The sequence below is a fragment of the Rhizobium sp. 'Codium 1' genome, assembly GCF_020889605.1.
GTDB classification, from domain to species: domain Bacteria; phylum Pseudomonadota; class Alphaproteobacteria; order Rhizobiales; family Rhizobiaceae; genus Allorhizobium; species Allorhizobium algae.
Genome location: NZ_JAJGPW010000005.1, coordinates 87,353 through 106,579, shown reverse-complemented (window position 1 = coordinate 106,579; position 19,227 = coordinate 87,353). Strand labels below are relative to the sequence as shown.

Genomic DNA, 19,227 nt, shown 5'->3' with positions numbered 1-19,227 from the left:
CGACGCCATCGGAACCGCACATGAATTATCGCCATATCTATCACGCGGGCAATTTTGCCGATGTCCTGAAGCATCTCGTCCTGTCGCGGCTGATCGTCTATCTGCAGCAGAAGGACAAGGCGTTCCGCGTGCTCGACACGCATGCCGGGATCGGCCTCTACGACCTCTCCTCGGACGAAGCGCAGAAGACCGGAGAATGGCTCGAGGGCATTGGCAAGGTCATCGATGCCGAGCTGCCGGACAAGGTGGCCGAGATCATGGCGCCCTATCTCGATGCGGTGAAGGCATTGAACCCCGATCGCAAGCCTGGCGGGCCGCTTGTCAAATATCCGGGTTCCCCGAAGCTTTCCCGCGATCTCCTCCGCCCGCAGGACCGGCTCTCGGCGATGGAACTGCATCCGGAGGATTCAAGGGCGCTGTCACGTCTCTTCGAGGGTGACTTCCAGGTGCGTGTGACGGAACTCGACGGCTGGCTGACACTGAACGCCCATCTGCCGCCGAAGGAGAAGCGCGGCATCGTGCTGGTCGACCCGCCCTTCGAGATCGAAGGCGAATACGAGCGGCTGGTCGACGGGCTCGCCAAGGCGCATCGACGCTTCGGCAACGGCGTCTACTGCCTTTGGTACCCCATCAAGAAGGGCGCGCCGATCAAGGAGTTTCACGAGGCGCTGCAAGCACTCGGCATTCCGAAGATGCTCTGTGCCGAACTGCACGTGAAGAGTGACCGGGAACAGACGGGCTTGTCCGGCACCGGGCTCGTCATCGTCAATCCGCCCTTCACGCTGAAAGACGAAATGCATCTGGCACTTCCCGAGCTGAAGCGGCTGATGGCACAGGACCGCTATGCCTCGCATCGCTGTTTCTGGCTGCGTGGGGAAGACTGAGCGGAGGATCGCAATGGGACGCTATACCGGCTTCATCGCCTTCGGCCTGATGCTTGCTGCAGCTGCCGTCTACAGTTTCCTGCCGGCCAAGGCACCCACCGATCGGACGGTCGCAACGGTCTCCTCGCCCGCGCCCTCAGCCGAGCCTTCGGCGAACCAGTCCCCTTCCCCCATCAAACCGGCCTCGTCGGTCCCACAGGGGCGTGGCTTCGATTTTTACGTGCTCGCGCTTTCCTGGTCGCCAACCTTCTGCGACAGCGAAGCGGCAGGCCGCAATCGCGAGCAATGCGGCGAGGACAAGGAATTCGGCTGGGTCGTACACGGGCTCTGGCCGCAGAACGACAAGGGTTGGCCGGAAAACTGTCCGACCTCGGAGGGCTCCCGCGTGCCGGAACGGATCGGACGCACGGTCATGGACATCATGCCGAGCATGGGCCTGATCGGTCACCAGTGGCGCAAGCACGGGTCCTGCTCCAGCCTTTCCATGAGTGACTACTTCAAGCTGGTCCGCCAAGCCTATGATAGCATTCGCATTCCGGCTGAGCTTTCGAATGTCGACAGGGAAAGCCGCACATCTCCGCAGGCGGTTGAAGCAGCCTTCATCCGCAGCAATCCGGGCCTTGCCCGCTCGGCAGTGGCGGTGACCTGTGATAGGGAGAGAGTCGATGAAGTCAGGATCTGTCTGGACAAGTCGCTGGGCTTCCGGACCTGCCCCGAAGTCGACAGCCGATCCTGCCGCCGGTCAGACATCGTCATTCCAGCCACACGCTGACCCCCGCAACGAGAGCCACAGGAACCCATCATGAAGCTGCTCTTCGCGCCCGCCTCGCCCTATTCTTCCAAAGTCCGCATGGCGGCCCGCCATCTCGGCATCGAACTGGAGGAGATCCGGGTGAACACGGCGGAAAACCCGTCGGACCTGCTCGACGCCAATCCGCTCGGCAAGATCCCGACGCTGGTTACCGAGGATGGCACCGCCATTTTCGACAGTCGCGCGATCATGCAATACCTGCACCGGGCCTCGGACAAGCGTCTCTATCCGAAGAAGAACGAAAAGCGGACCGAGGCCGAGGTTCTGGAAGCGCTGGCAGACGGGATCGCCGATTGCCTGCTGGCCATTGTCTACGAGAAGCGCTTCCGGCCACCGGAACTGGTCAGCCAGGACGTCATCGAGCGGCAGTGGGCGAAGATCAATCGCAGCCTCGACCATCTGGACAAACACCTGCCGAAGATCGGCAAGAAGCTGCATGGCGGGCATTTCGCGCTTGCAGCCACGCTCGGCTATCTGATGCTGCGTTTCCCCGGCGATTGGGAGAAAGGCCGGGCAGCGCTCACCGAATGGCCGGCCAAGTTTGCGAAAGCCTTCGAGCCCTATCCAGCGCTTCGGCCCAAGGCCTGAGCCGCTATCGCTCTCTTATCTCCAGACACAGAAAAGCCGGGACGATGCCCGGCTTTTCCTTGTGCAGTTGATCGCGTGGATCAGAACTTCACGCCCATGCCGACCTTGACCGAGTGGTCGTCGAAGCCCTTGGAGATCGCACCAGTGCCGAGATCGAAGTCGCGCTTCTGGTAGTCGCTGTAGCGGTATTCGACGCGTGCGGTGATGTTGTCGGTGACGAAGGTCTCGACACCGGCGCCAACCGTGTAACCGGCTGCCAGCTTCTCGTCGTTCGTGCCATTGCCTTCCAGCTCGTGGTTGGCAACAGCCACACCGGCCGTACCGTAGACGAGGAAGGGGTTCAGGTCGTAGCCGACGCGACCACGGACCGAGCCGTTGACGCCCTGGGTGCCCTTGAGGCTGCCTGCAGTTGCGTCTGTGCCGGCCGAGCCGTCTTCGCCGGCGTAGCTGATGTCGGCTTCAGCACCGTAAACGATGGAGCCGCTCTGCATGTTGTAACCGCCGTAAACGGTGCCGCCGATGCCATCGGCGTCGCGGCCGTCCGACGAGCCGGTAAACTTGCCCATGTCATAAGTGATGCCACCGCCGACATAGGCGCCAGACCAGTTGCCGGCCGGCGCAGAGTAGGATTCGGCAGCAGCCGGGGCTTCCGGTGCCTGGTAGATCGCGTCAGCAGCCTGGGCGGCGAAAGCGACGACGGTGGTGGCGGATGCCAGAAGCATGATCTTGAGGTTACGCATGTTAGTCTCCTTTACAGTTCCGGGCCGCACTTCAATCAGAACCAACGGCGGCCTGAACGTTAATTGGGTATTCCCTGCCCGTTCCGAATGTACATTTGGCGGCCAATTGAGGAATTGAAAGAGCCGAAATGTGAATTCATTGTGGCACATCAGTGACCAAATCGGGACGTTGCTTAAAAGACACAAACTATTCGTTAACCATAACAAATCCTTTACAGAATTAGTTGAAGGTTATCAAAAGTTATACTCATTCTGTACTGGTGAAGCCCCAAGCTAAAGACCCGCCGAGATTCGCTTTCGCACGGTTTAAATCTCGCAAAGACGACATATATGCAGTGCACCAACCCTGACGACGCAAGGTAATCCCATGCAAAACAGCATCCCCAAGGTGGCTTTGGTCACCGGTTCCGGGAAACGACTTGGCCGCGCCATAGCCGAAGACTTGGCTGCACATGGTTTCGCCGTTGCCCTTCATGCAAACGGCGCGCTCGAGGCGGCGGAAGCTCATGCAAAGGACCTCAGGTCACAAGGAAAGCAGGCGATCGCGCTTCAGGCGGATTTCGGTAACATTTCCGAGATCGAGACACTTATCGCCCGGACCACGGCGAAATTCGGCCCTGTCGGCCTGCTGGTCAACAATGCGTCGGTCTTCGAAGACGATACGGCCGTCGATTTCGATGCCGCTGTCTTCGATCGTCACTTCAATGTGCATGTTCGGGCGCCCGCCATTTTGAGCGGTGCCCTGGTCAGGGAATTGCCGCAAGATCGATCCGGCCTCATTGTCAACATCATCGATCAGCGAGTGCTGGCGCTAAAACCCACCTTCTTCTCCTACACGCTCTCCAAATCGACGCTCTGGACAGCGACAAAGACGCTGGCGCAGGCCTTTGCACCTCGGGTGCGGGTCAACGCCATCGGCCCCGGCCCCACCCTGATTTCCGAGCGACAGCGGCCGGAGGATTTCGAGGCGCAGATAGACAGCCTCCCCTTGAAGCGCGGCCCTTCGCTCGACGAATTCGGCCGTACGATCCGGTTTCTTTTTGACACACCGTCGATCACCGGCCAAATGATCGCCTTGGATGGGGGCCAGCATCTGATTTGGCACGGCACGGAGATCAATGAATGAATGGAGGAAAGCTGCCCGACGGTGGCGTTCTCTATGACGGAACGGAAGACGACGACGAGGACATTGCCGTCGATCCCGAACCGGCGCGCACCGGGATCGAGATCGACTGGCATGTCGATGGTCTTGATGAGACCGGACTGACCGGTGCCGATCTGATCGGCGAGTTCGTCAAGCGGTTGCCGAACGCTCCGGGCGTCTACCGCATGCTGAACAAGGACGGCGAGGTCATGTATGTCGGCAAGGCGCGCAGCCTCAAGAAGCGCGTCAGCAACTATGCCCAGGGGCGCGTCCATTCGAACCGGCTGGCGCGCATGGTGCGCGATACCGTCCACATGGAATTTGTCACGACCCGCACCGAAGTCGAGGCACTGCTGCTCGAAGCAAACCTGATCAAGCGCCTGCGGCCGCGCTTCAACGTGCTTCTGCGCGACGACAAGAGTTTTCCGTACATCCTGATCACCGGGGATACCCGCGCGCCTGCCATCTACAAGCATCGCGGCGCGCGTGCCCGCAAGGGCGACTATTTCGGCCCCTTTGCTTCGGCCAGCGCCGTTGGCCGGACGATCAATTCGCTACAGCGCGCCTTCCTGTTGCGCACGTGCACGGACAGCGTGTTCGAAAGCCGCACCCGGCCCTGCCTGCTTTACCAAATCAAGCGTTGCTCGGGTCCCTGCACCCATGAAATCAGCGACGAGGGCTATAGCGGTCTCGTTCGTGAAGCGAAGGACTTTCTTTCGGGCAAGAGCCAGAACGTCAAGGAGTCCATCGCGCGTGCGATGAACGAGGCGGCCGAGGATCTCGATTTCGAGCGCGCTGCCGTGTACCGCGACCGTCTGGCCGGGCTCAGCCATGTTCAGAGCCACCAGGGCATCAATCCGGCCGGCGTCGAAGAAGCCGATGTCTTCGCCATCCATCACGAGGGCGGGCTTTCCTGCATCCAGGTCTTCTTCTTCCGGGCCAGCCAGAACTGGGGCAACCAGGCTTACTTCCCCAAAGCCGACCCGCAACTCAGCGCAGCGGAGGTGCTCAACTCCTTCCTTGCCCAGTTTTATGATGACAAGCCCGTTCCGCGGCTCATCCTCCTGTCGGAAGAGGTCGAGGAACAGGACCTTCTCGCCACGGCGTTATCCGAGAAGGCCGGCCACAAGGTATCGATCAGCGTGCCGCAGCGCGGGGAAAAAAAGGATCTCGTCGATCACGTCAATTCCAATGCCCGCGAGGCGCATGGGCGGAAGCTGGCCGAGACGGCCTCCCAGTCGCGCCTGCTTGCAGGGCTCGCCGAGACCTTTCAGCTCCCTTACGTGCCGCGCCGCATCGAGATTTACGACAACTCGCACATCATGGGCACCAATGCCGTCGGCGGCATGGTGGTCGCGGGGCCCGAGGGTTTCGTGAAGGGCCAGTACCGCAAGTTCAACATCAAATCGACCGACATCACGCCGGGCGACGACTTCGGCATGATGCGGGAAGTGATGACGAGGCGCTTCTCGCGTCTGTTGAAGGAAGAAGGCAAACCGGACCGCAGTGCGGCGCCCGAGGACAGCGCCGATACGGCATTTCCCGCCTGGCCCGATGTCATCCTGATCGATGGTGGCCAGGGTCAGATGTCGGCGGTGCGCAAGATCCTTGACGAACTCGACATCACCGACAGCGTGATTGCCATCGGCGTTGCCAAGGGCGTGGACCGCGATGCAGGTCGCGAACGCTTCTTCGTCCAGGGCAAGCCCGATTTTACGCTGCCGCCGCGCGATCCCGTCCTCTACTTCATCCAGCGCATGCGTGACGAAGCCCACCGCTTCGCCATCGGCTCCCACAGGGCGCGCCGCAAGAAGGAGATGATCAAGAACCCGCTCGACGAAATCTCCGGCATCGGTCCGACTCGCAAGCGGGCATTGCTTCAGCATTTCGGCACGGCCAAAGCCGTGTCGCGGGCCGCCGTCAGCGACCTGATGGCGGTCGAGGGCATATCCGAAGCCGTCGCGCGCCTGATCTACAACCATTTTCACGACAGCAGCGGCGACTGACACGGAAATGACGCATCCGGGGTCGAGAGGTTCGCGAAGGTCATTCAAAATTCTTAGGTTGACGGCCCCGACCGAAAACCCTCACATCTATTGAAGCACCAGAATATAAAGACAGGGCATCATGGCTTCGCGCGCATACAACATTCCCAATCTCCTCACCTACGCCCGCATCCTGGCCGTGCCGCTCATCGTCGTGTGCTTTTTCGTCGAAGGCAAACTGCAAAGTTCCGATTTCGCGCGCTGGACGGGCCTTGCGATCTTCATCGCCGCCTCGATCACGGACTATCTCGACGGCTATCTGGCACGGATCTGGAACCAGACGTCGAACATCGGCAGAATGCTCGACCCGATCGCCGACAAGCTGCTGATCGCCTCGGTACTTCTGCTGATGGCGGCCGATGGCACAATCGCCGGCTGGTCGATCTGGGCAGCGATCACCATTCTCTGCCGCGAAATCCTGGTTTCGGGCCTGCGCGAATATCTCGCGGCACTGAAGGTTAGCGTGCCGGTAACGCAGATCGCAAAGTGGAAGACGGCGGCGCAGATGTTCGCGCTCGCCTTCCTGCTCGCCGGACCCGCAGGCGCCAAGGTGCTGCCCTACACAACTGAAATTGGCATCTCCCTGCTTTGGATCGCGGCGATCCTGACCATCTATACCGGCTATGACTATTTCCGCGCCGGCGCAAAGCACATGGTGGACTGAGATGGCGAAGATCGTCTACTTCGCCTGGGTTCGCGAGCGGGTCGGCAAAGGCGAAGAAGAGCTCGACATACCGGTCGAGGTGAAGACCGCCGGTGATCTCGTTGCCTGGCTCGCGACGCTCGGCGAAGGATATGAAGAGGCTCTCCGCTTTCCGAAAGCGATCCGCGTCGCTGTCAACCAGGAGCATATCGAGCACCACGAATCGATCGCGGGCGCCCGCGAAATCGGCATCTTTCCGCCGATGACCGGGGGCTAAAAGGCCCGCCGCGGGAGTTGAGACCATGACGGCCAGGCCCATACCCACCATTTCCGTTCAGCCGGATGATTTCGACGCTGCCGCAGAATCGCGGAAGCTCACGAACGGGCGAAAGGATGTCGGTGCGCTCGTCTCGTTTGTCGGCCTGTGCCGTGACGAAGCCGGGGCCCTGGCCGCACTCGAACTCGAACATTATCCCGGCATGGCAGAAGCCGAGATGCAGCGCATCGCAGAGATTGCCATCGACCGGTTTTCGCTTCTGGGCCTCACAGCCATCCACCGTTTCGGCCGGATCGAGGCGGGCGCGCAGATCGTGCTTGTGCTTGCCGCAGCACCGCATCGCCAGGCGGCCTTCGATGGCGCCAATTTCGTCATGGACTTCCTCAAGACCTCCGCCCCCTTCTGGAAGAAGGAGCACGGGAAGGATGGCCATAGCGGTGCGTGGGTCGAAGCGAAGGATGCCGACGACAGCGCGCGGGATCGCTGGCTCACGGAATGATCCGTTCGCGCCTGCTGATCACCAGCAGCCAGACAAGCGCTGAAATGATGACAACGTCACGCCAGATCATCGCGCCATAGGCGCTCCAGAGTTGCTCGGCAAATCCGACTGCCGCAGCACCCAGCGCCGAATGCAGCGGACGCGAATAGCCGCCGACGGCCGCGATCAGAACCACTTTCAATCCAAACATCAGACCCGCGCCGAAATCCATGGTGCCGTACACTGCGGTCGCGGACAGGCCGCCGAAGGCAGCGAAGGCGCTCGCGACCACGAGCGCCGCCACGAAGACGCGGTCAGCGTCGATGCCGACGAGCCTCGCGGCGAGAGGGTCCTGGCAGACAGCCTGCCAGAGACGCCCTGCCCGGCTGACCGACAGCAGGCAATGGCCGCCGGCTACCAAGGAGAGCATCAGCCCGACATGCAGGATCTGCAGGCGGGTCAGACCGATCTGGGATCCCTCTATCACGAAGAGCGGCACGAACTGCTCCCCCATGGGCGGCAGCCAGAGACTTCGGGTGTCGAGCGCAATACGCGCGCCTTCCGAGAGGAGAAGCAGCACGCCGAGCGAGGCTGCGATTACCGCATTGGGGGAGCGTTTATGCAGCGGCAGCATCACGGTGCGCGCATTCCAGAAGCCGGCGACAAGGGTGTAACCAGCGCCTGCGAAGAGGCCGAGCCCGACCGCAGCCGGCAGCACGAGATAGAGGTGGTTCCAGCCATAATCGGTGAACAGGAGGCATATCTGGCCGGCGAAGGCGACAAATGCGCCAAAGGTGATGTCCGGTCGCCTGGTGACGCCGAATGCAAGCGAATATCCGAAAGCCAGGCAGGCATAGAGGCTCGCCAGCGGCAGCGCATTCAGGAGCTGTTGGACCACATAGACCATATGTCCCTCCAGTGACTTTTATAACTGTCAAAATGATTTTTACCAGTTATATTAGACACCATGATCTTTTCCTGGACCCCTCACCGCTTCGTCGGCGGCGCGCTCGCGCTTGATGTGGCGAACAGCGTCATCCTGCGACACGAACCAGACGGCCGGCGCGACCGATTTGCCGTGCCGGAGCAGCTTGGGGCTTTCGCGGATGCGGCCTCGCGACTTTCCGCAGAACGGGGCAGGTTCGACGTCTTGCAGCCGGTGCGGCCGCAAAACGCGCCACTTTTCTTCGAACTCCGGGAAGCGATCGACACCTATTTTCGTCAACGGGTGCTCGGCGAAGAGGGGCGGCACCAACTCGCCGCACTGCTGGAAGCGGCGGCGGCTGCCCTGCGCGCCGCCCCTGGTGATGACAGTCTGGAGGCAGCGACAGCGCGCTCGGCGCTCACCCTCGTCTGCGAACCTTGCCCCGAACGCGTGAAGATCTGCGGGCATTGCGGATGGCTCTTCATCGACCGAAGCAAGAACCGCAGCCGGACATGGTGCGATATGGCGGTCTGCGGCAATCGGGTGAAGGCCAACCGCCACTATCACCGCAAGAGGAAGGAGGTTTCGCCATGAAGGCTATCCCGATCGCCGTCACCGTGTTGTTGGCGCTATCCTGGCTTACCGGTTGCCAGCGCGAGGACCTGGACGAACCCCTCAAGCTCTCCGGCAAGGTGTTCATCTTCAATTATCGTGTGGCGCAGGCAACTTATGTCGTGACGCTTGCCCGCAATGGGCCGCTGCCCGATCCGAGTTTCGTGGAGACGACATTTGAGAACCCTGCCGGCGGCGCTCCCCTTGTCACCCGCACCAAGATCTTCCCGTTCTGGGAGAAAGTGTCGCTGGAGAGCCCGCCGGTGCATTGCGTCATCAAGGACCGCCCTTATGCGGTCTCGATCCGTATCCTCGATGCGTCGGACAAAGTGCTGCAGACAATCGAGACGACTTTGACCTCAAGCCTCGACCAGACGGTCATGCCGGGGAAGGCATTGGTGGTTGGGCCAGTCTACACCCCCAATCCCGAGGTCTATGGCGCCGACGGTACGGTAGATTATGCCAAGGGGCAGACCTGCCCAGCCGCTTGAGCTCCAGCGTCTGTCGCCGGCCATCGTCTCGCAACGAAAAACCGGAGCCTTTCGGCCCCGGTTTCTCACGTTTTCAAGATATCTGGAAGCTCTCGCCTCAGGACTTGTTTCAGCCGACGATCTCGGTGTCGGCGAACCAGTACTTGATTTCTTCGGCAGCGGTTTCCGGAGCGTCCGAACCGTGTACCGAGTTTTCGCCGATCGAGAGAGCGAACATCTTGCGGATGGTGCCTTCATCAGCGTTGGCCGGGTTGGTGGCACCCATGATCTCGCGGTTCTTCAGGATGGCGTTTTCGCCTTCGAGAACCTGAACGACGGTCGGGCCCGAGGTCATGCCTTCAACCAGTTCGCCGAAGAACGGGCGTTCCTTGTGAACGGCGTAGAAGCCTTCGGCTTCGCGCTGGCTCATCCATACGCGCTTGGAAGCGACGACGCGCAGGCCGTTGTCTTCGAAGACCTTGGTGATCGCACCGGTCAGGTTGCGCTTGGTGGCATCGGGCTTGATCATCGAGAAGGTGCGTTCAATCGCCATCTGTCTCATCCTTTTGTCTGTCAGGGAAAGTGGGCGGTATCTACCCGCCCCGAATCACGAAGACAAGAGGGGTCTTCTATTTTCACGCGGACGTCACAATCCGGCCCTGGAAGACACTCATGCAACCGCCCGAGCGGCACCGTCGTAGAGACCGAGGCAGCGGTCGAACCAGAGGCTCACCGGATCGTCGTCCGGAAGATGAATCGACCCCGTGGTGACCCTCAACCACTGCAAGGCGCCGAAGAGGATATAGTCGCCGAAGAGTGGCGTCGTGCCCCCGATATAGGACTGGAAGGAGAGCGTGTGGCGCAGCGGCTGGAGGGCTGCCGGCAAGGCGGCGATCGCGGCATCGCGTCCTGCGGCCATTTCTTCGAAGCTTTTTCCCAGCCGCTCCTCACGACTCTTGCGGAAATAGGCCTGGTCGACAGGGGCTAGCATGTCATGGATATCGACCAGCAGGATGCGCATGATCACGCCATGCACGACATGCTGCGAATAGCCTTCCACCAAACGCGCCGCAGCCACACCGCCCTGCCCGCCGAAGAGGCTCGGCGCATCCGGATAGGCCTCTTCGAGGTATTGCGCGATGCGGAAACTGTCGGAGATCAGTTCCTGTCCATCGCGCAGGACCGGTACGGTCTTCGAGGCTCCGTTCTCCACGGTCGGGATCACCGTGAAGGCCAGCGGCCGCTCCTCGAAACTCAAGCCCTTGTGACGCAGCGCCATGACCACCTTCCAGCAGTGTGGCGAGAAGGGGCGAGCGGCATCGGCACCGCACAGCGAATAAAGCGTGATCGTCATCGGTTTCTCCTTGTGTCCCATCACACATGCCCATCCGGTAGCGGGATGCAAATCAGCAATTTTCATGGGACCCATCAATCCCATTTCGGCGAAACCTGTCTAGACTGAACCTGGACCTTGATCAGGAGCACGACATGCAAAACTACCACATGCTCGCCGACTACAATGCCTGGGCCAACAGGCTCGTCTATGCTGCGGCAGCGCAGCTGTCAGAGGAAGAGCTGCACCAGGACACGGGTGCCTTCTTCGGCTCGGTTTTCGCCACTCTCAGCCATCTGATCACCGCTGACCGGATCTGGCTCAACCGCTTCACCGGCCAAGGCCCGAAGCCAAAGGCCCTCAACGAACGCCCCTATGAGCGGCTCGAGGATCTGCGTGCCGCGCGGGTGGAAGAAGACGACCGCCTCATCCGCTTTACCCGGAGCCTGACACCGGAGGCGATCGAGCAGCCGTTCAGCTATTCGCCGGTCAGTTCACCCGAAATCGTCACGCAGAAGCTCTGGCCTGCCCTTACCCATATCTTCAATCACCAGACCCATCACAGGGGACAGGTGCATGCCGGATTGACGTCAATGGGCAAGCCAAGCCTCGGACTCGACCTCATCTATTTTCTGCGCAGCGAGGGCAAGGCCTGGGTGTGAGGTGTCGCACCAGCGCTCTGAACGATCGGGCCTCGACACAAAAAAAGGAGGCCGCGGCAACCGCGACCTCCTGTGTTTCACAACTTGTGGAAACCCGTCCGCCGTCAGGCGGCCCGCCGGGACGTGTGGCCTGTCCTCGAGCCCACCTGGAACTGAGCCATCAGCTGATCGAGGGTCGTTGCCTCCTGGACGAATTGCTGGATTGCGGCGCTCGATTCTTCAACCATTGCCGCATTCTGCTGGGTGTTCCTGTCAATGTGGCCAATGGCTGAGTCGATTTCGGCCAGCCCCTGTGCCTGGCTCTTCGCACCATCGATGATCTTGCAGATCTCCCGGCTGATCGCCTGAACCTCCGTCGAAATCGTGCTCAGCGCCTCGCCCGCCTGGTCGACCAGCGACACACCGTGGCGGACTTCCTCGCCCGAGGTGTTGATCAGGGCCTTGATCTCCTTGGCGGCATTGGCCGAGCGTTGCGCAAGCTCGCGGACTTCCTGGGCGACGACTGCGAAACCCTTGCCGGCTTCACCGGCGCGGGCTGCTTCGACGCCGGCGTTGAGCGCGAGCAGGTTCGTCTGGAAGGCGATTTCGTCGATGACGCCGATGATGTTGGAGATCGACTGCGACGACTGCTCGATGCGGCTCATGGCGGAGACGGCATCAGTAACGATGGTTCCGGAGCGCTCTGCACCCGTTCTTGCCTGGTTGACCAGCTTGCCGACCGAATCGGCAACGGATGCCGTCTCCTTGACGGTCGACATCACGCTGGACAATGCGCTTGCGGTCTCTTCGACGGAAACCGCCTGGCGTTCGCTCCGCGCTGACAGGTCGTTGTTGGCGTGGTCGATCTGACCGGCACCATTCCGCAGGACAGTGGCGACCTGGCCAACCTGGGACACGACGACTTCGAGTTTCTGGACAGAAGCGTTGAAGGAGGTCCGCAGTTCATCGAGCGGGCCGGAGAAATTGCCGTCGATACGGCACGACAGATCGCCATCTGCCAGCTTCTGCAATGATTTCGCCAGTTCGGCCACGGCGTAGTCGATTGCTTCGGCTTCCCGCGCCTTCTCCGCTTCCCGCTTGCAGCGTTCAGCCTCGGCAGCCGCATCCGTGCGTCGGGCACGATCGGCCATCTCGACCGCTTCGCGCTCGGCGGCAACCGCCTCGGCAACCGCCTTGTCCGAGACATCGAAGGCTTTGACGACGGCCGATGTCAGGGCGATCAGGACCACGCTCTGCACGATCAGCACGACGGCATGCAGAATGACGCGTGAGAAATCGGAATCGCCCGGGAACACGGCCAAGGGCATAGCGACATAAAGCAGGAGATGGTGGACCGCGACGAGGGCGGCATAGCCGATGATGGCCCGCCAGTCGATCCAGGCTGCGCAGATTGCCAGGCTTGCGAAGAAATACATGTGCAGGTCGATCTGCAGCGGCGATCCCTGGAACGCGAAAACGAGGATGGCAACGGTTGCTGCATTGGCCATCGAGGTCACCATACGGGTGGTCGCGCCCGTGCGATCCCGGCTCCACAGCAAGGTGGCCGGCAGCAACAGCATGACGGTGCCGAGGATCATCGTCCAGTCGGCACCTTCCTCGCGAAAGAGGTTGCGGATCACGATCAGGGCAAAGTTGGTCCAGAGCAGTCCGACGATGCCGTAAGAGACTCTGTCTCTGAGCTTCTCAAGTTCGTTCATGTGTTCATTCCTTGCAGGCAACCAAGTGCCAGATCATGGTTGATGACGAGCAACGCGCCCGCGTCGAGTAGCCGCTCCGCGAAATCGGGAGCCTGCGAGTAGGCGACCGACATCCAGGGGACGCTTCCGGCCCAAACAAAAGCGCCGTCTGCCCGGTCGATGACGGCCATTGAACCAGCCGCTTGCGCAGTGGGTGAGGTTACGACGAGCACGAAGGGGCCGGACGGCCTTGCCGCAATGACAGCGACGACGGCGACCGCCAGCGAGAAGTAGACTGCGGAAATAAGAAACTTCATGGGCCTATGGATGTTCGCCGGGCGAAGGCTCCAGCGAAAGCCATACGCCCGGCATGCAATCAGACAGTTGGTTAAACCATGAACATTTCTAATATATGCTTAATCGAACGGTGAACCCCCTCATTTTTCTGGGGAATTTTGCCCTCACATGAAGCATAGAAATGCAGGGGGCCAAATCTTCTGATTTAACCGTTTCGTATGTATTCCAGTGTTAAAACGCCTAAAATGTGCGGGAAAAACTCGAGCTCCCGGCAGATGAAACGCAATACATCGCATGGTCAGGACGGTATTGATGAGCGGACTTGCAGAAGATCTCCAGAAGGTCACGGCCTTCATGCTGAAGCACCAGATCGCCGGCCTTCCACGCAATTTCGAACTGGTTCATGAAGCCTTTACCGCCGGAAATCTGGAGCTTGCGCGCGAACTCGCCGCGCTCGGCACACGCCCGCCGCAAATGGCACTCGACCAGCTCGGCCTCAAGCATCGCATTTCCGCTCATTGCGGCGTTTCGGCCGAGCGGTTGCAGGACGAGACCCTGAAGACGCTGACCCGAATGAGCAATCACCTGTCGCTCGGCCTCACCCAGAAGCGGGCCTTTACCAATTCGGTGGAGGGTGTCATCCGCTCGATCCGCGAAGATGAGTCCATCGGCATCAATCAGCTTCTCGGCGAGTTGAACCTGCTCTCCTCGATCGCAACAGACATGATCAAGGCCGAGACCGCACTTTCATCAGAGGTCGCGGAAGGGCTGGAGAGCCTGATAAGCGCCGATCGCGGCATCCGCGCCGCCCAGGCAGCGATGAACCGTGATCACCTGACGGGGCTCGCGAACCGCATCAGCCTCCTGCAGAAACTGGAAGAGGCCCATGCCGAGGCCTCGGCTGCCAAGCCGAGTGCGCTCGTGCTGATCGAGATCCTCGATCATTCCGGCCTGAAGCAGCAGTATGGCGACGAGGCCGTGAGCAAGCTCATCAGGGGACTTGCCGGCATTTTCCGCAAGGCCATCAAGAAGCATGACGTCATCGCGCGGATCGAGGCCGACACCTTTGCCTTCGTCTTCGATGGCATCAATGCCGATGAGGCGCATATCATCGCCGAACGGCTGTTCACGACGGCGGAAAACAATCTCGTCTTCGCCTCGGCAACCTCACAAAATGCCGGCGGGCTGCCGCTCGCCATCGGCCACGCCATGGCCCACGAGGCGCCGGATCCGACAAGCTGGCTTGCCATTGCCAAGACAGCCACGATGCTGGCCCGGCAGAACCCGCGCCAGCCGATCATCGGCCACAAGCCCGGCAAGCGCAACGTCGCCTGACGGAATCGGCTGACAGCTTCGACTGACGGCTTCGACTGGCAGGTTGAACTGGGCGCCCTCGCCCGCTTGCCTTTGGCCGTGACATCGGCCAAAAGCCAGAACCATGATCACCATCAACGACATCTCCGCCCGCATCGCAGGCCGCCTGCTCATCGACCATGCCAGCGTCTCGCTGCCGGCCGGCACAAAGGCTGGCCTTGTCGGCAAGAATGGAGCGGGCAAGTCGACCCTCTTCCGCATCATCACGGGCGATCTGGCCTCCGAAAGCGGCAATATCTCGATCCCGAAAAACGCTCGCATCGGCCAGGTCGCACAGGAAGCGCCGGGGACCGAAGATTCGCTGATCTCGATCGTGCTTGCCGCCGACAAGGAACGCGCGGCCCTGCTTGCGGAATCCGAAACTGCGACCGACCCGCACCGCATCGCCGAAATCCAGACGCGCCTGGCGGACATCGGCGCGCATTCGGCGGAAGCCCGCGCCGCGACGATCCTGTCAGGCCTCGGCTTCGACCATGAGGCGCAACTGCGCCCGGCTTCATCCTTTTCCGGCGGCTGGCGCATGCGCGTGGCGCTCGCCTCAGTGCTTTTCGCCGAGCCGGACCTGCTGCTGCTCGACGAACCGACCAACTATCTCGACCTTGAAGGCACGCTCTGGCTTGAGGACTATGTGCGGCGCTATCCGCACACGGTCATCATCATCAGCCATGACCGGGATCTTCTGAACACGGCCGTCAATTCAATTATCCATCTCGATCAGCAGAAGCTCACCCTCTATCGTGGTGGCTATGACAGCTTCGAGCGTCAAAAGGCCGAGAACGACGAACTGCAGACCAAGGCCAAGGCGAAGAACGACGCGGCGCGCAAACATCTGCAGAGCTTCATCGACCGCTTTCGCGCCAAGGCAACCAAAGCCAAGCAGGCCCAGAGCCGCATCAAGGCGCTGGAGCGCATGGGCACCGTGGCAGCGGTGATCGAGGATCACGTCCATCCGATCACCTTCCCCAAGCCGGAGAAGCAGCCCGCCTCCCCGATCGTCGCGATTTCCGCGGGGGTGGTCGGCTATGAGCCCGGCAAACCGATCCTGAAGAACCTCAATCTGCGGATCGACAATGACGACCGCATCGCGCTGCTCGGCTCGAACGGCAATGGCAAATCGACCTTTGCAAAGTTCATTTCCGGACGTCTGGAAGCCCAGGGCGGACAGTTGAAGACCGCGTCGAGCCTGAAGATCGGCTTCTTCGCCCAGCACCAACTCGACGATCTGATCCCGAATGAAAGCCCGGTCGCCCATGTGCGCCGGCTGATGCCGCTGGAGCCGGAAGCCAAGGTGCGTGCCCGTGTCGCGCAGATGGGCCTGGCGACCGAGAAGATGGAAACGGCCGCCAAGGATCTCTCGGGCGGCGAGAAGGCCCGTCTTCTCATGGGGCTTGCGGCCTTCCACGCGCCGAACCTTCTGATCCTCGACGAACCGACGAACCATCTCGACATCGACAGCCGCAAGGCACTGATCGAGGCGCTCAACGACTATGAGGGCGCCGTCATCCTGATCAGCCATGATCGCCATCTGATCGAGGCGACCGTCGACAGGCTCTGGCTGGTCAACAACGGCACTGTGACCAGCTTCGACGGCGACATGGAGGAGTATCGCTCGCTGATCATCGCATCGGGCAAAAAGCCGGTCGAGAAGGACAAGGTCGACAGCGGTGCTGACACCGTCAACAAGGCCGAGCAGCGCAAAGCGGCGGCCGACCGGCGGGCGAGCCTTGCGCCCCTGAAGAAAAAGATCAACGAAGTCGAGGCCTTGACGAAGAAGCTGGAGAGTTTGATTCAGGCGCTCGACAAGGAGCTTGCTGACCCGATGCTGTATGAAAAGGCACCAGCCAAGGCGGCCGAAAAAGCCAAACAGCGCGGCGAAGCGGCCGCCAAGCTTTCAGCGGCGGAAGAGCAGTGGCTCGAGCTTTCGGCCGAGTATGAAGAAGGCATGGCCGGCTAAAGCCCACGCGCCTGCTTCCCCCAGAACGGCGCCGAGGCCTCCAGTGCTGTCCTTCTCCATGCTGGCGAGGATCCTCACCGCACCGATATCGGCTGGCTGCGGCGATCTGCATCGGGCCGCTACGCCTTCTTCTCCCACCGCCCCTCGGGACTCTGCTGCCAGTAGGTCAGTGCATGTCCCGCGGCCTTGAGTTTCTTCCACTGGCCGCGTGCTGCCTCGAGCTGCGCAGCGTCATAGCCGTCGAAAACAAAGACCACGCGGTCATAAGCGAGATCCTCGGGCGGCTCGGCTCCATCCACGAGGAAACGGACGCTCGCTGCATTGCGGTTTTCCCGTTCGATCGTGAGCAGCACGGGTTGCCGATCCGGCGATGCACCCTCATCCGTGCCATGCGGGAGAAAACTCTCCTCCCGAAAGGTCCAGAGATGGGCATCGAGCGCATCACGCCGTTCGGCATCGCGCGTCTGCACAGCAACTTTCCAGCCGCGCTCGACGCTCTTCTCCAGGAGAGGCGGCAGCGCATCCTCGAGTTTCGATTCCGTCAGGTGATAGAACAGGACTTCGGCCATCCGGCGCTCAGGCTCCAGGATCACGACTCGTAGTTTGCCCGCACGAGTTCGTCGAGCAGGCGGACACCGTAGCCGGAGCCCCAGGACTGGTTTACCTCGTCGTTGGGCGAGCCCATGGCGGTACCGGCGATGTCGAGATGCGCCCAGGGGGTGTCCTTGACGAAGCGCTTGAGGAACTGGGCAGCCGTGATCGAGCCCGCCAGACGCCCGCCGGTGTTCTTCATATCGGCGAACTTCGAGTCGATCATCTTGTCGTATTCCTTGCCCAGCGGCATGCGCCACAGGCGTTCGTTGGTCACCTTGCCCGCCGCCAGCAATTTTTCGGACAGGTCGTCGTCGTTCGAAAACAGGCCGGCCTGCTGATTGCCGAGCGCAACCGTGATGGCGCCCGTCAGGGTGGCGAGGTTGATCATGAAGGCCGGCTCGAAACGATCGTTGCAATACCAGAGTGCGTCACAGAGAACGAGGCGTCCCTCGGCATCGGTGTTGATGACCTCGATGGTCTGGCCCGACATGGAGGTCACGATATCACCCGGACGCTGGGCATTGCCGTCCGGCATGTTCTCGACAAGGCCGAGGATGCCGATGGCGTTGACCTTGGCCTTGCGGGCCGCCAGCACGTGCATGAGACCGGCCACTGCGGCTGCGCCGCCCATGTCGCCCTTCATGTCTTCCATGCCGCCGGCCGGCTTGATCGAAATACCGCCCGTATCAAAAACGACACCCTTGCCGACGAAGGCGATCGGCTTGTCCTTGGACTTGCCGCCCTTCCACTGCATGACGACGAGGCGCGGCGGACGCACCGAGCCCTGTGCCACGCCGAGAAGTGCGCCCATGCCGAGCTTTGACATCTCCTTCTCGGTGAGAATATCGACCTCGACGCCGAGTTTTTCGAGTTCCTTTGCTTTGGCGGCAAATTCTAGGGGACCGAGAACATTGGCTGGCTCATTGACCAGATTGCGGGCGAGCACGACGCCTTCGGCAATGGCTTCGGCTTCGGCAAATGCCTTCTTCGCGGCGGCCGCCTGCTCGGTCACGATGGTCACCTTGACAGTCTTTGCCGCCTTTTCCTCGTCGTCGTCCGCCTTTTTCTTCGTCTTGTAGGTGTCGAACTTGTAGGCGCGCATCAGCATGCCCAGGGCGAAATCGGCAGCCGCCTTGGGCGTTACGTCAATGCCGGACGCATCGAGATAGACCGCGACATTCTCTGCCCCCTTCAAGGCGGCCGTCGCAGAACCGCCAGCCTTCAGCCAGTCATGGGCGACCAGTGAATCAGGCTTGCCCATTCCGAGCGCCACGAGGCGATCCAGTGCGGAACCATGCGGTGCGACGATATCCAGCGTCGAAAGTGCCTTGCCGGTGAACTTCCCAGCCTTCGCTGCACGGGCGAAGACGCCCGCCGGATCCGCCTCCGTCGCCCCTGCCGGCTTCTCTGCGCCAGACGCCGTCAGCAGGATGGCGAGGCCGCCTGTCGCAGTGTGGGACTTGGCGAAAGAGATGACGAGTTTCAACGACATTTGGGGGCACCTTGAATTGGTATGACGGAAGGGTTGCAGGGATCATGGTCTTTTCGCAAACGATGGCAAGAGTTTGCCCCGTCATTCGTCGCCTCATCCCCGGATTGCTCGGATCCGTCGCGAGCGTGTCCGATTTATCGCGGTGCCAGAAAAAACAATTTTACGGGACCGGGGAAAATGCGATGGGCTGGTCGCCAAATCGACGCAAGCGTCGTAGAGAAAGTCGAT

21 protein-coding genes are annotated in these 19,227 nt (G+C 61.2%); 13 read left to right on the top strand and 8 right to left on the bottom strand.

The window, feature by feature from the left end:
- Positions 1 to 20 precede the first annotated feature (20 nt).
- The 3 genes from LJE98_RS14075 to LJE98_RS14065 are packed head-to-tail and all read left to right on the top strand — an operon-like array spanning position 21 to position 2,283.
- Positions 21 to 884 carry a 23S rRNA (adenine(2030)-N(6))-methyltransferase RlmJ gene (locus tag LJE98_RS14075; RefSeq protein ID WP_229575858.1) on the top strand — a complete coding sequence of 288 codons (864 nt, stop codon included), beginning with the start codon at positions 21 to 23 and terminating at the stop codon, positions 882 to 884.
- 13 nt (positions 885 to 897) lie between these two features.
- Positions 898 to 1,656: a ribonuclease T2 family protein gene (locus tag LJE98_RS14070; protein WP_229575857.1), complete on the top strand. Its 759-nt coding sequence runs from the start codon at positions 898 to 900 to the stop codon at positions 1,654 to 1,656.
- Positions 1,657 to 1,686: 30 nt separating this feature from the next.
- Positions 1,687 to 2,283 (top strand): glutathione S-transferase, encoded by a 597-nt coding sequence (locus LJE98_RS14065; RefSeq protein WP_229575856.1) that lies wholly within the window; start codon positions 1,687 to 1,689, stop codon positions 2,281 to 2,283.
- Between the two features lie 80 nt (positions 2,284 to 2,363).
- Here the strand turns inward: LJE98_RS14065 and LJE98_RS14060 are convergent, their stop codons facing one another.
- The gene (locus tag LJE98_RS14060; RefSeq protein WP_229575855.1) at positions 2,364 to 3,023 is read right to left on the bottom strand and encodes an outer membrane protein; all 660 of its coding nucleotides are present in this window, start codon (positions 3,021 to 3,023) and stop codon (positions 2,364 to 2,366) included.
- Between the two features lie 367 nt (positions 3,024 to 3,390).
- On the opposite strand from LJE98_RS14060, the gene LJE98_RS14055 reads away from it, so the two are divergent.
- From LJE98_RS14055 to LJE98_RS14035, 5 genes are all read left to right on the top strand, one after another.
- Complete coding sequence (locus LJE98_RS14055; RefSeq protein ID WP_229575854.1) at positions 3,391 to 4,149, top strand: SDR family oxidoreductase; 759 nt, start codon at positions 3,391 to 3,393, stop codon at positions 4,147 to 4,149.
- Entirely contained in the window at positions 4,146 to 6,173 is a 2,028-nt protein-coding gene (uvrC, locus tag LJE98_RS14050; RefSeq protein WP_229575853.1) for an excinuclease ABC subunit UvrC, read from the top strand. Before LJE98_RS14055 ends, uvrC begins: the two co-directional genes overlap by 4 nt.
- 121 nt (positions 6,174 to 6,294) lie before the next feature.
- On the top strand, positions 6,295 to 6,876 hold the full coding sequence (gene pgsA / locus LJE98_RS14045; RefSeq protein WP_229575852.1) for a CDP-diacylglycerol--glycerol-3-phosphate 3-phosphatidyltransferase: 582 nt from the start codon (positions 6,295 to 6,297) through the stop codon (positions 6,874 to 6,876).
- 1 nt (position 6,877) lies between these two features.
- Positions 6,878 to 7,132 carry a molybdopterin converting factor subunit 1 gene (gene moaD, locus LJE98_RS14040; protein WP_229575851.1) on the top strand — a complete coding sequence of 85 codons (255 nt, stop codon included), beginning with the start codon at positions 6,878 to 6,880 and terminating at the stop codon, positions 7,130 to 7,132.
- A gap of 25 nt (positions 7,133 to 7,157) precedes the next feature.
- Positions 7,158 to 7,631 (top strand): molybdenum cofactor biosynthesis protein MoaE, encoded by a 474-nt coding sequence (locus tag LJE98_RS14035; RefSeq protein WP_229575850.1) that lies wholly within the window; start codon positions 7,158 to 7,160, stop codon positions 7,629 to 7,631.
- Here LJE98_RS14035 and LJE98_RS14030 read toward each other — a convergent pair.
- Positions 7,621 to 8,517, bottom strand: coding sequence for a branched-chain amino acid ABC transporter permease (locus LJE98_RS14030; protein ID WP_229575849.1), 897 nt, complete (start codon positions 8,515 to 8,517; stop codon positions 7,621 to 7,623). The genes LJE98_RS14035 and LJE98_RS14030 overlap by 11 nt on opposite strands.
- A 60-nt stretch (positions 8,518 to 8,577) precedes the next feature.
- On the opposite strand from LJE98_RS14030, the gene LJE98_RS14025 reads away from it, so the two are divergent.
- Both LJE98_RS14025 and LJE98_RS14020 read left to right on the top strand, forming a co-directional pair.
- A complete protein-coding gene (locus LJE98_RS14025; protein ID WP_229575848.1) occupies positions 8,578 to 9,129 on the top strand; it encodes a CGNR zinc finger domain-containing protein in 552 nt (183 codons plus the stop codon).
- Entirely contained in the window at positions 9,126 to 9,638 is a 513-nt protein-coding gene (locus tag LJE98_RS14020) for a hypothetical protein (RefSeq protein ID WP_229575847.1), read from the top strand. The genes LJE98_RS14025 and LJE98_RS14020 overlap by 4 nt, the downstream gene beginning before the upstream one ends.
- Before the next feature lie 109 nt (positions 9,639 to 9,747).
- On the opposite strand, the gene ndk is transcribed toward LJE98_RS14020, so the two are convergent.
- Both ndk and LJE98_RS14010 read right to left on the bottom strand, forming a co-directional pair.
- Positions 9,748 to 10,170, bottom strand: coding sequence for a nucleoside-diphosphate kinase (ndk, locus tag LJE98_RS14015; RefSeq protein WP_102021392.1), 423 nt, complete (start codon positions 10,168 to 10,170; stop codon positions 9,748 to 9,750).
- A 117-nt stretch (positions 10,171 to 10,287) separates the two neighbouring features.
- On the bottom strand, positions 10,288 to 10,971 hold the full coding sequence (locus tag LJE98_RS14010) for a glutathione S-transferase family protein (RefSeq protein WP_229575846.1): 684 nt from the start codon (positions 10,969 to 10,971) through the stop codon (positions 10,288 to 10,290).
- Between the two features lie 134 nt (positions 10,972 to 11,105).
- Between LJE98_RS14010 and LJE98_RS14005 the strand changes: the two genes are divergently transcribed.
- Positions 11,106 to 11,612 carry a DinB family protein gene (locus tag LJE98_RS14005; protein ID WP_229575845.1) on the top strand — a complete coding sequence of 169 codons (507 nt, stop codon included), beginning with the start codon at positions 11,106 to 11,108 and terminating at the stop codon, positions 11,610 to 11,612.
- Between the two features lie 104 nt (positions 11,613 to 11,716).
- Here LJE98_RS14005 and LJE98_RS14000 read toward each other — a convergent pair whose 3' ends face one another.
- Together LJE98_RS14000 and LJE98_RS13995 are read right to left on the bottom strand one after the other, a co-directional pair.
- Positions 11,717 to 13,309, bottom strand: a complete 1,593-nt coding sequence (locus LJE98_RS14000; protein ID WP_229575844.1) for a methyl-accepting chemotaxis protein — start codon at positions 13,307 to 13,309, stop codon at positions 11,717 to 11,719.
- Positions 13,306 to 13,605: a hypothetical protein gene (locus LJE98_RS13995; RefSeq protein ID WP_229575843.1), complete on the bottom strand. Its 300-nt coding sequence runs from the start codon at positions 13,603 to 13,605 to the stop codon at positions 13,306 to 13,308. Before LJE98_RS13995 ends, LJE98_RS14000 begins: the two co-directional genes overlap by 4 nt.
- A gap of 292 nt (positions 13,606 to 13,897) precedes the next feature.
- On the opposite strand from LJE98_RS13995, the gene LJE98_RS13990 reads away from it, so the two are divergent.
- Together LJE98_RS13990 and LJE98_RS13985 are read left to right on the top strand one after the other, a co-directional pair.
- A complete protein-coding gene (locus LJE98_RS13990; protein ID WP_229575842.1) occupies positions 13,898 to 14,920 on the top strand; it encodes a diguanylate cyclase domain-containing protein in 1,023 nt (340 codons plus the stop codon).
- 103 nt (positions 14,921 to 15,023) lie between these two features.
- Positions 15,024 to 16,913, top strand: a complete 1,890-nt coding sequence (locus tag LJE98_RS13985; protein ID WP_229575841.1) for an ABC-F family ATP-binding cassette domain-containing protein — start codon at positions 15,024 to 15,026, stop codon at positions 16,911 to 16,913.
- Positions 16,914 to 17,032: 119 nt separating this feature from the next.
- On the opposite strand, the gene LJE98_RS13980 is transcribed toward LJE98_RS13985, so the two are convergent.
- Positions 17,033 to 17,482 carry a DNA polymerase III subunit chi gene (locus LJE98_RS13980; protein ID WP_229575840.1) on the bottom strand — a complete coding sequence of 150 codons (450 nt, stop codon included), beginning with the start codon at positions 17,480 to 17,482 and terminating at the stop codon, positions 17,033 to 17,035.
- 20 nt (positions 17,483 to 17,502) lie between these two features.
- The gene (locus LJE98_RS13975; RefSeq protein ID WP_229575839.1) at positions 17,503 to 18,999 is read right to left on the bottom strand and encodes a leucyl aminopeptidase; all 1,497 of its coding nucleotides are present in this window, start codon (positions 18,997 to 18,999) and stop codon (positions 17,503 to 17,505) included.
- Positions 19,000 to 19,227: the final 228 nt, after the last annotated feature.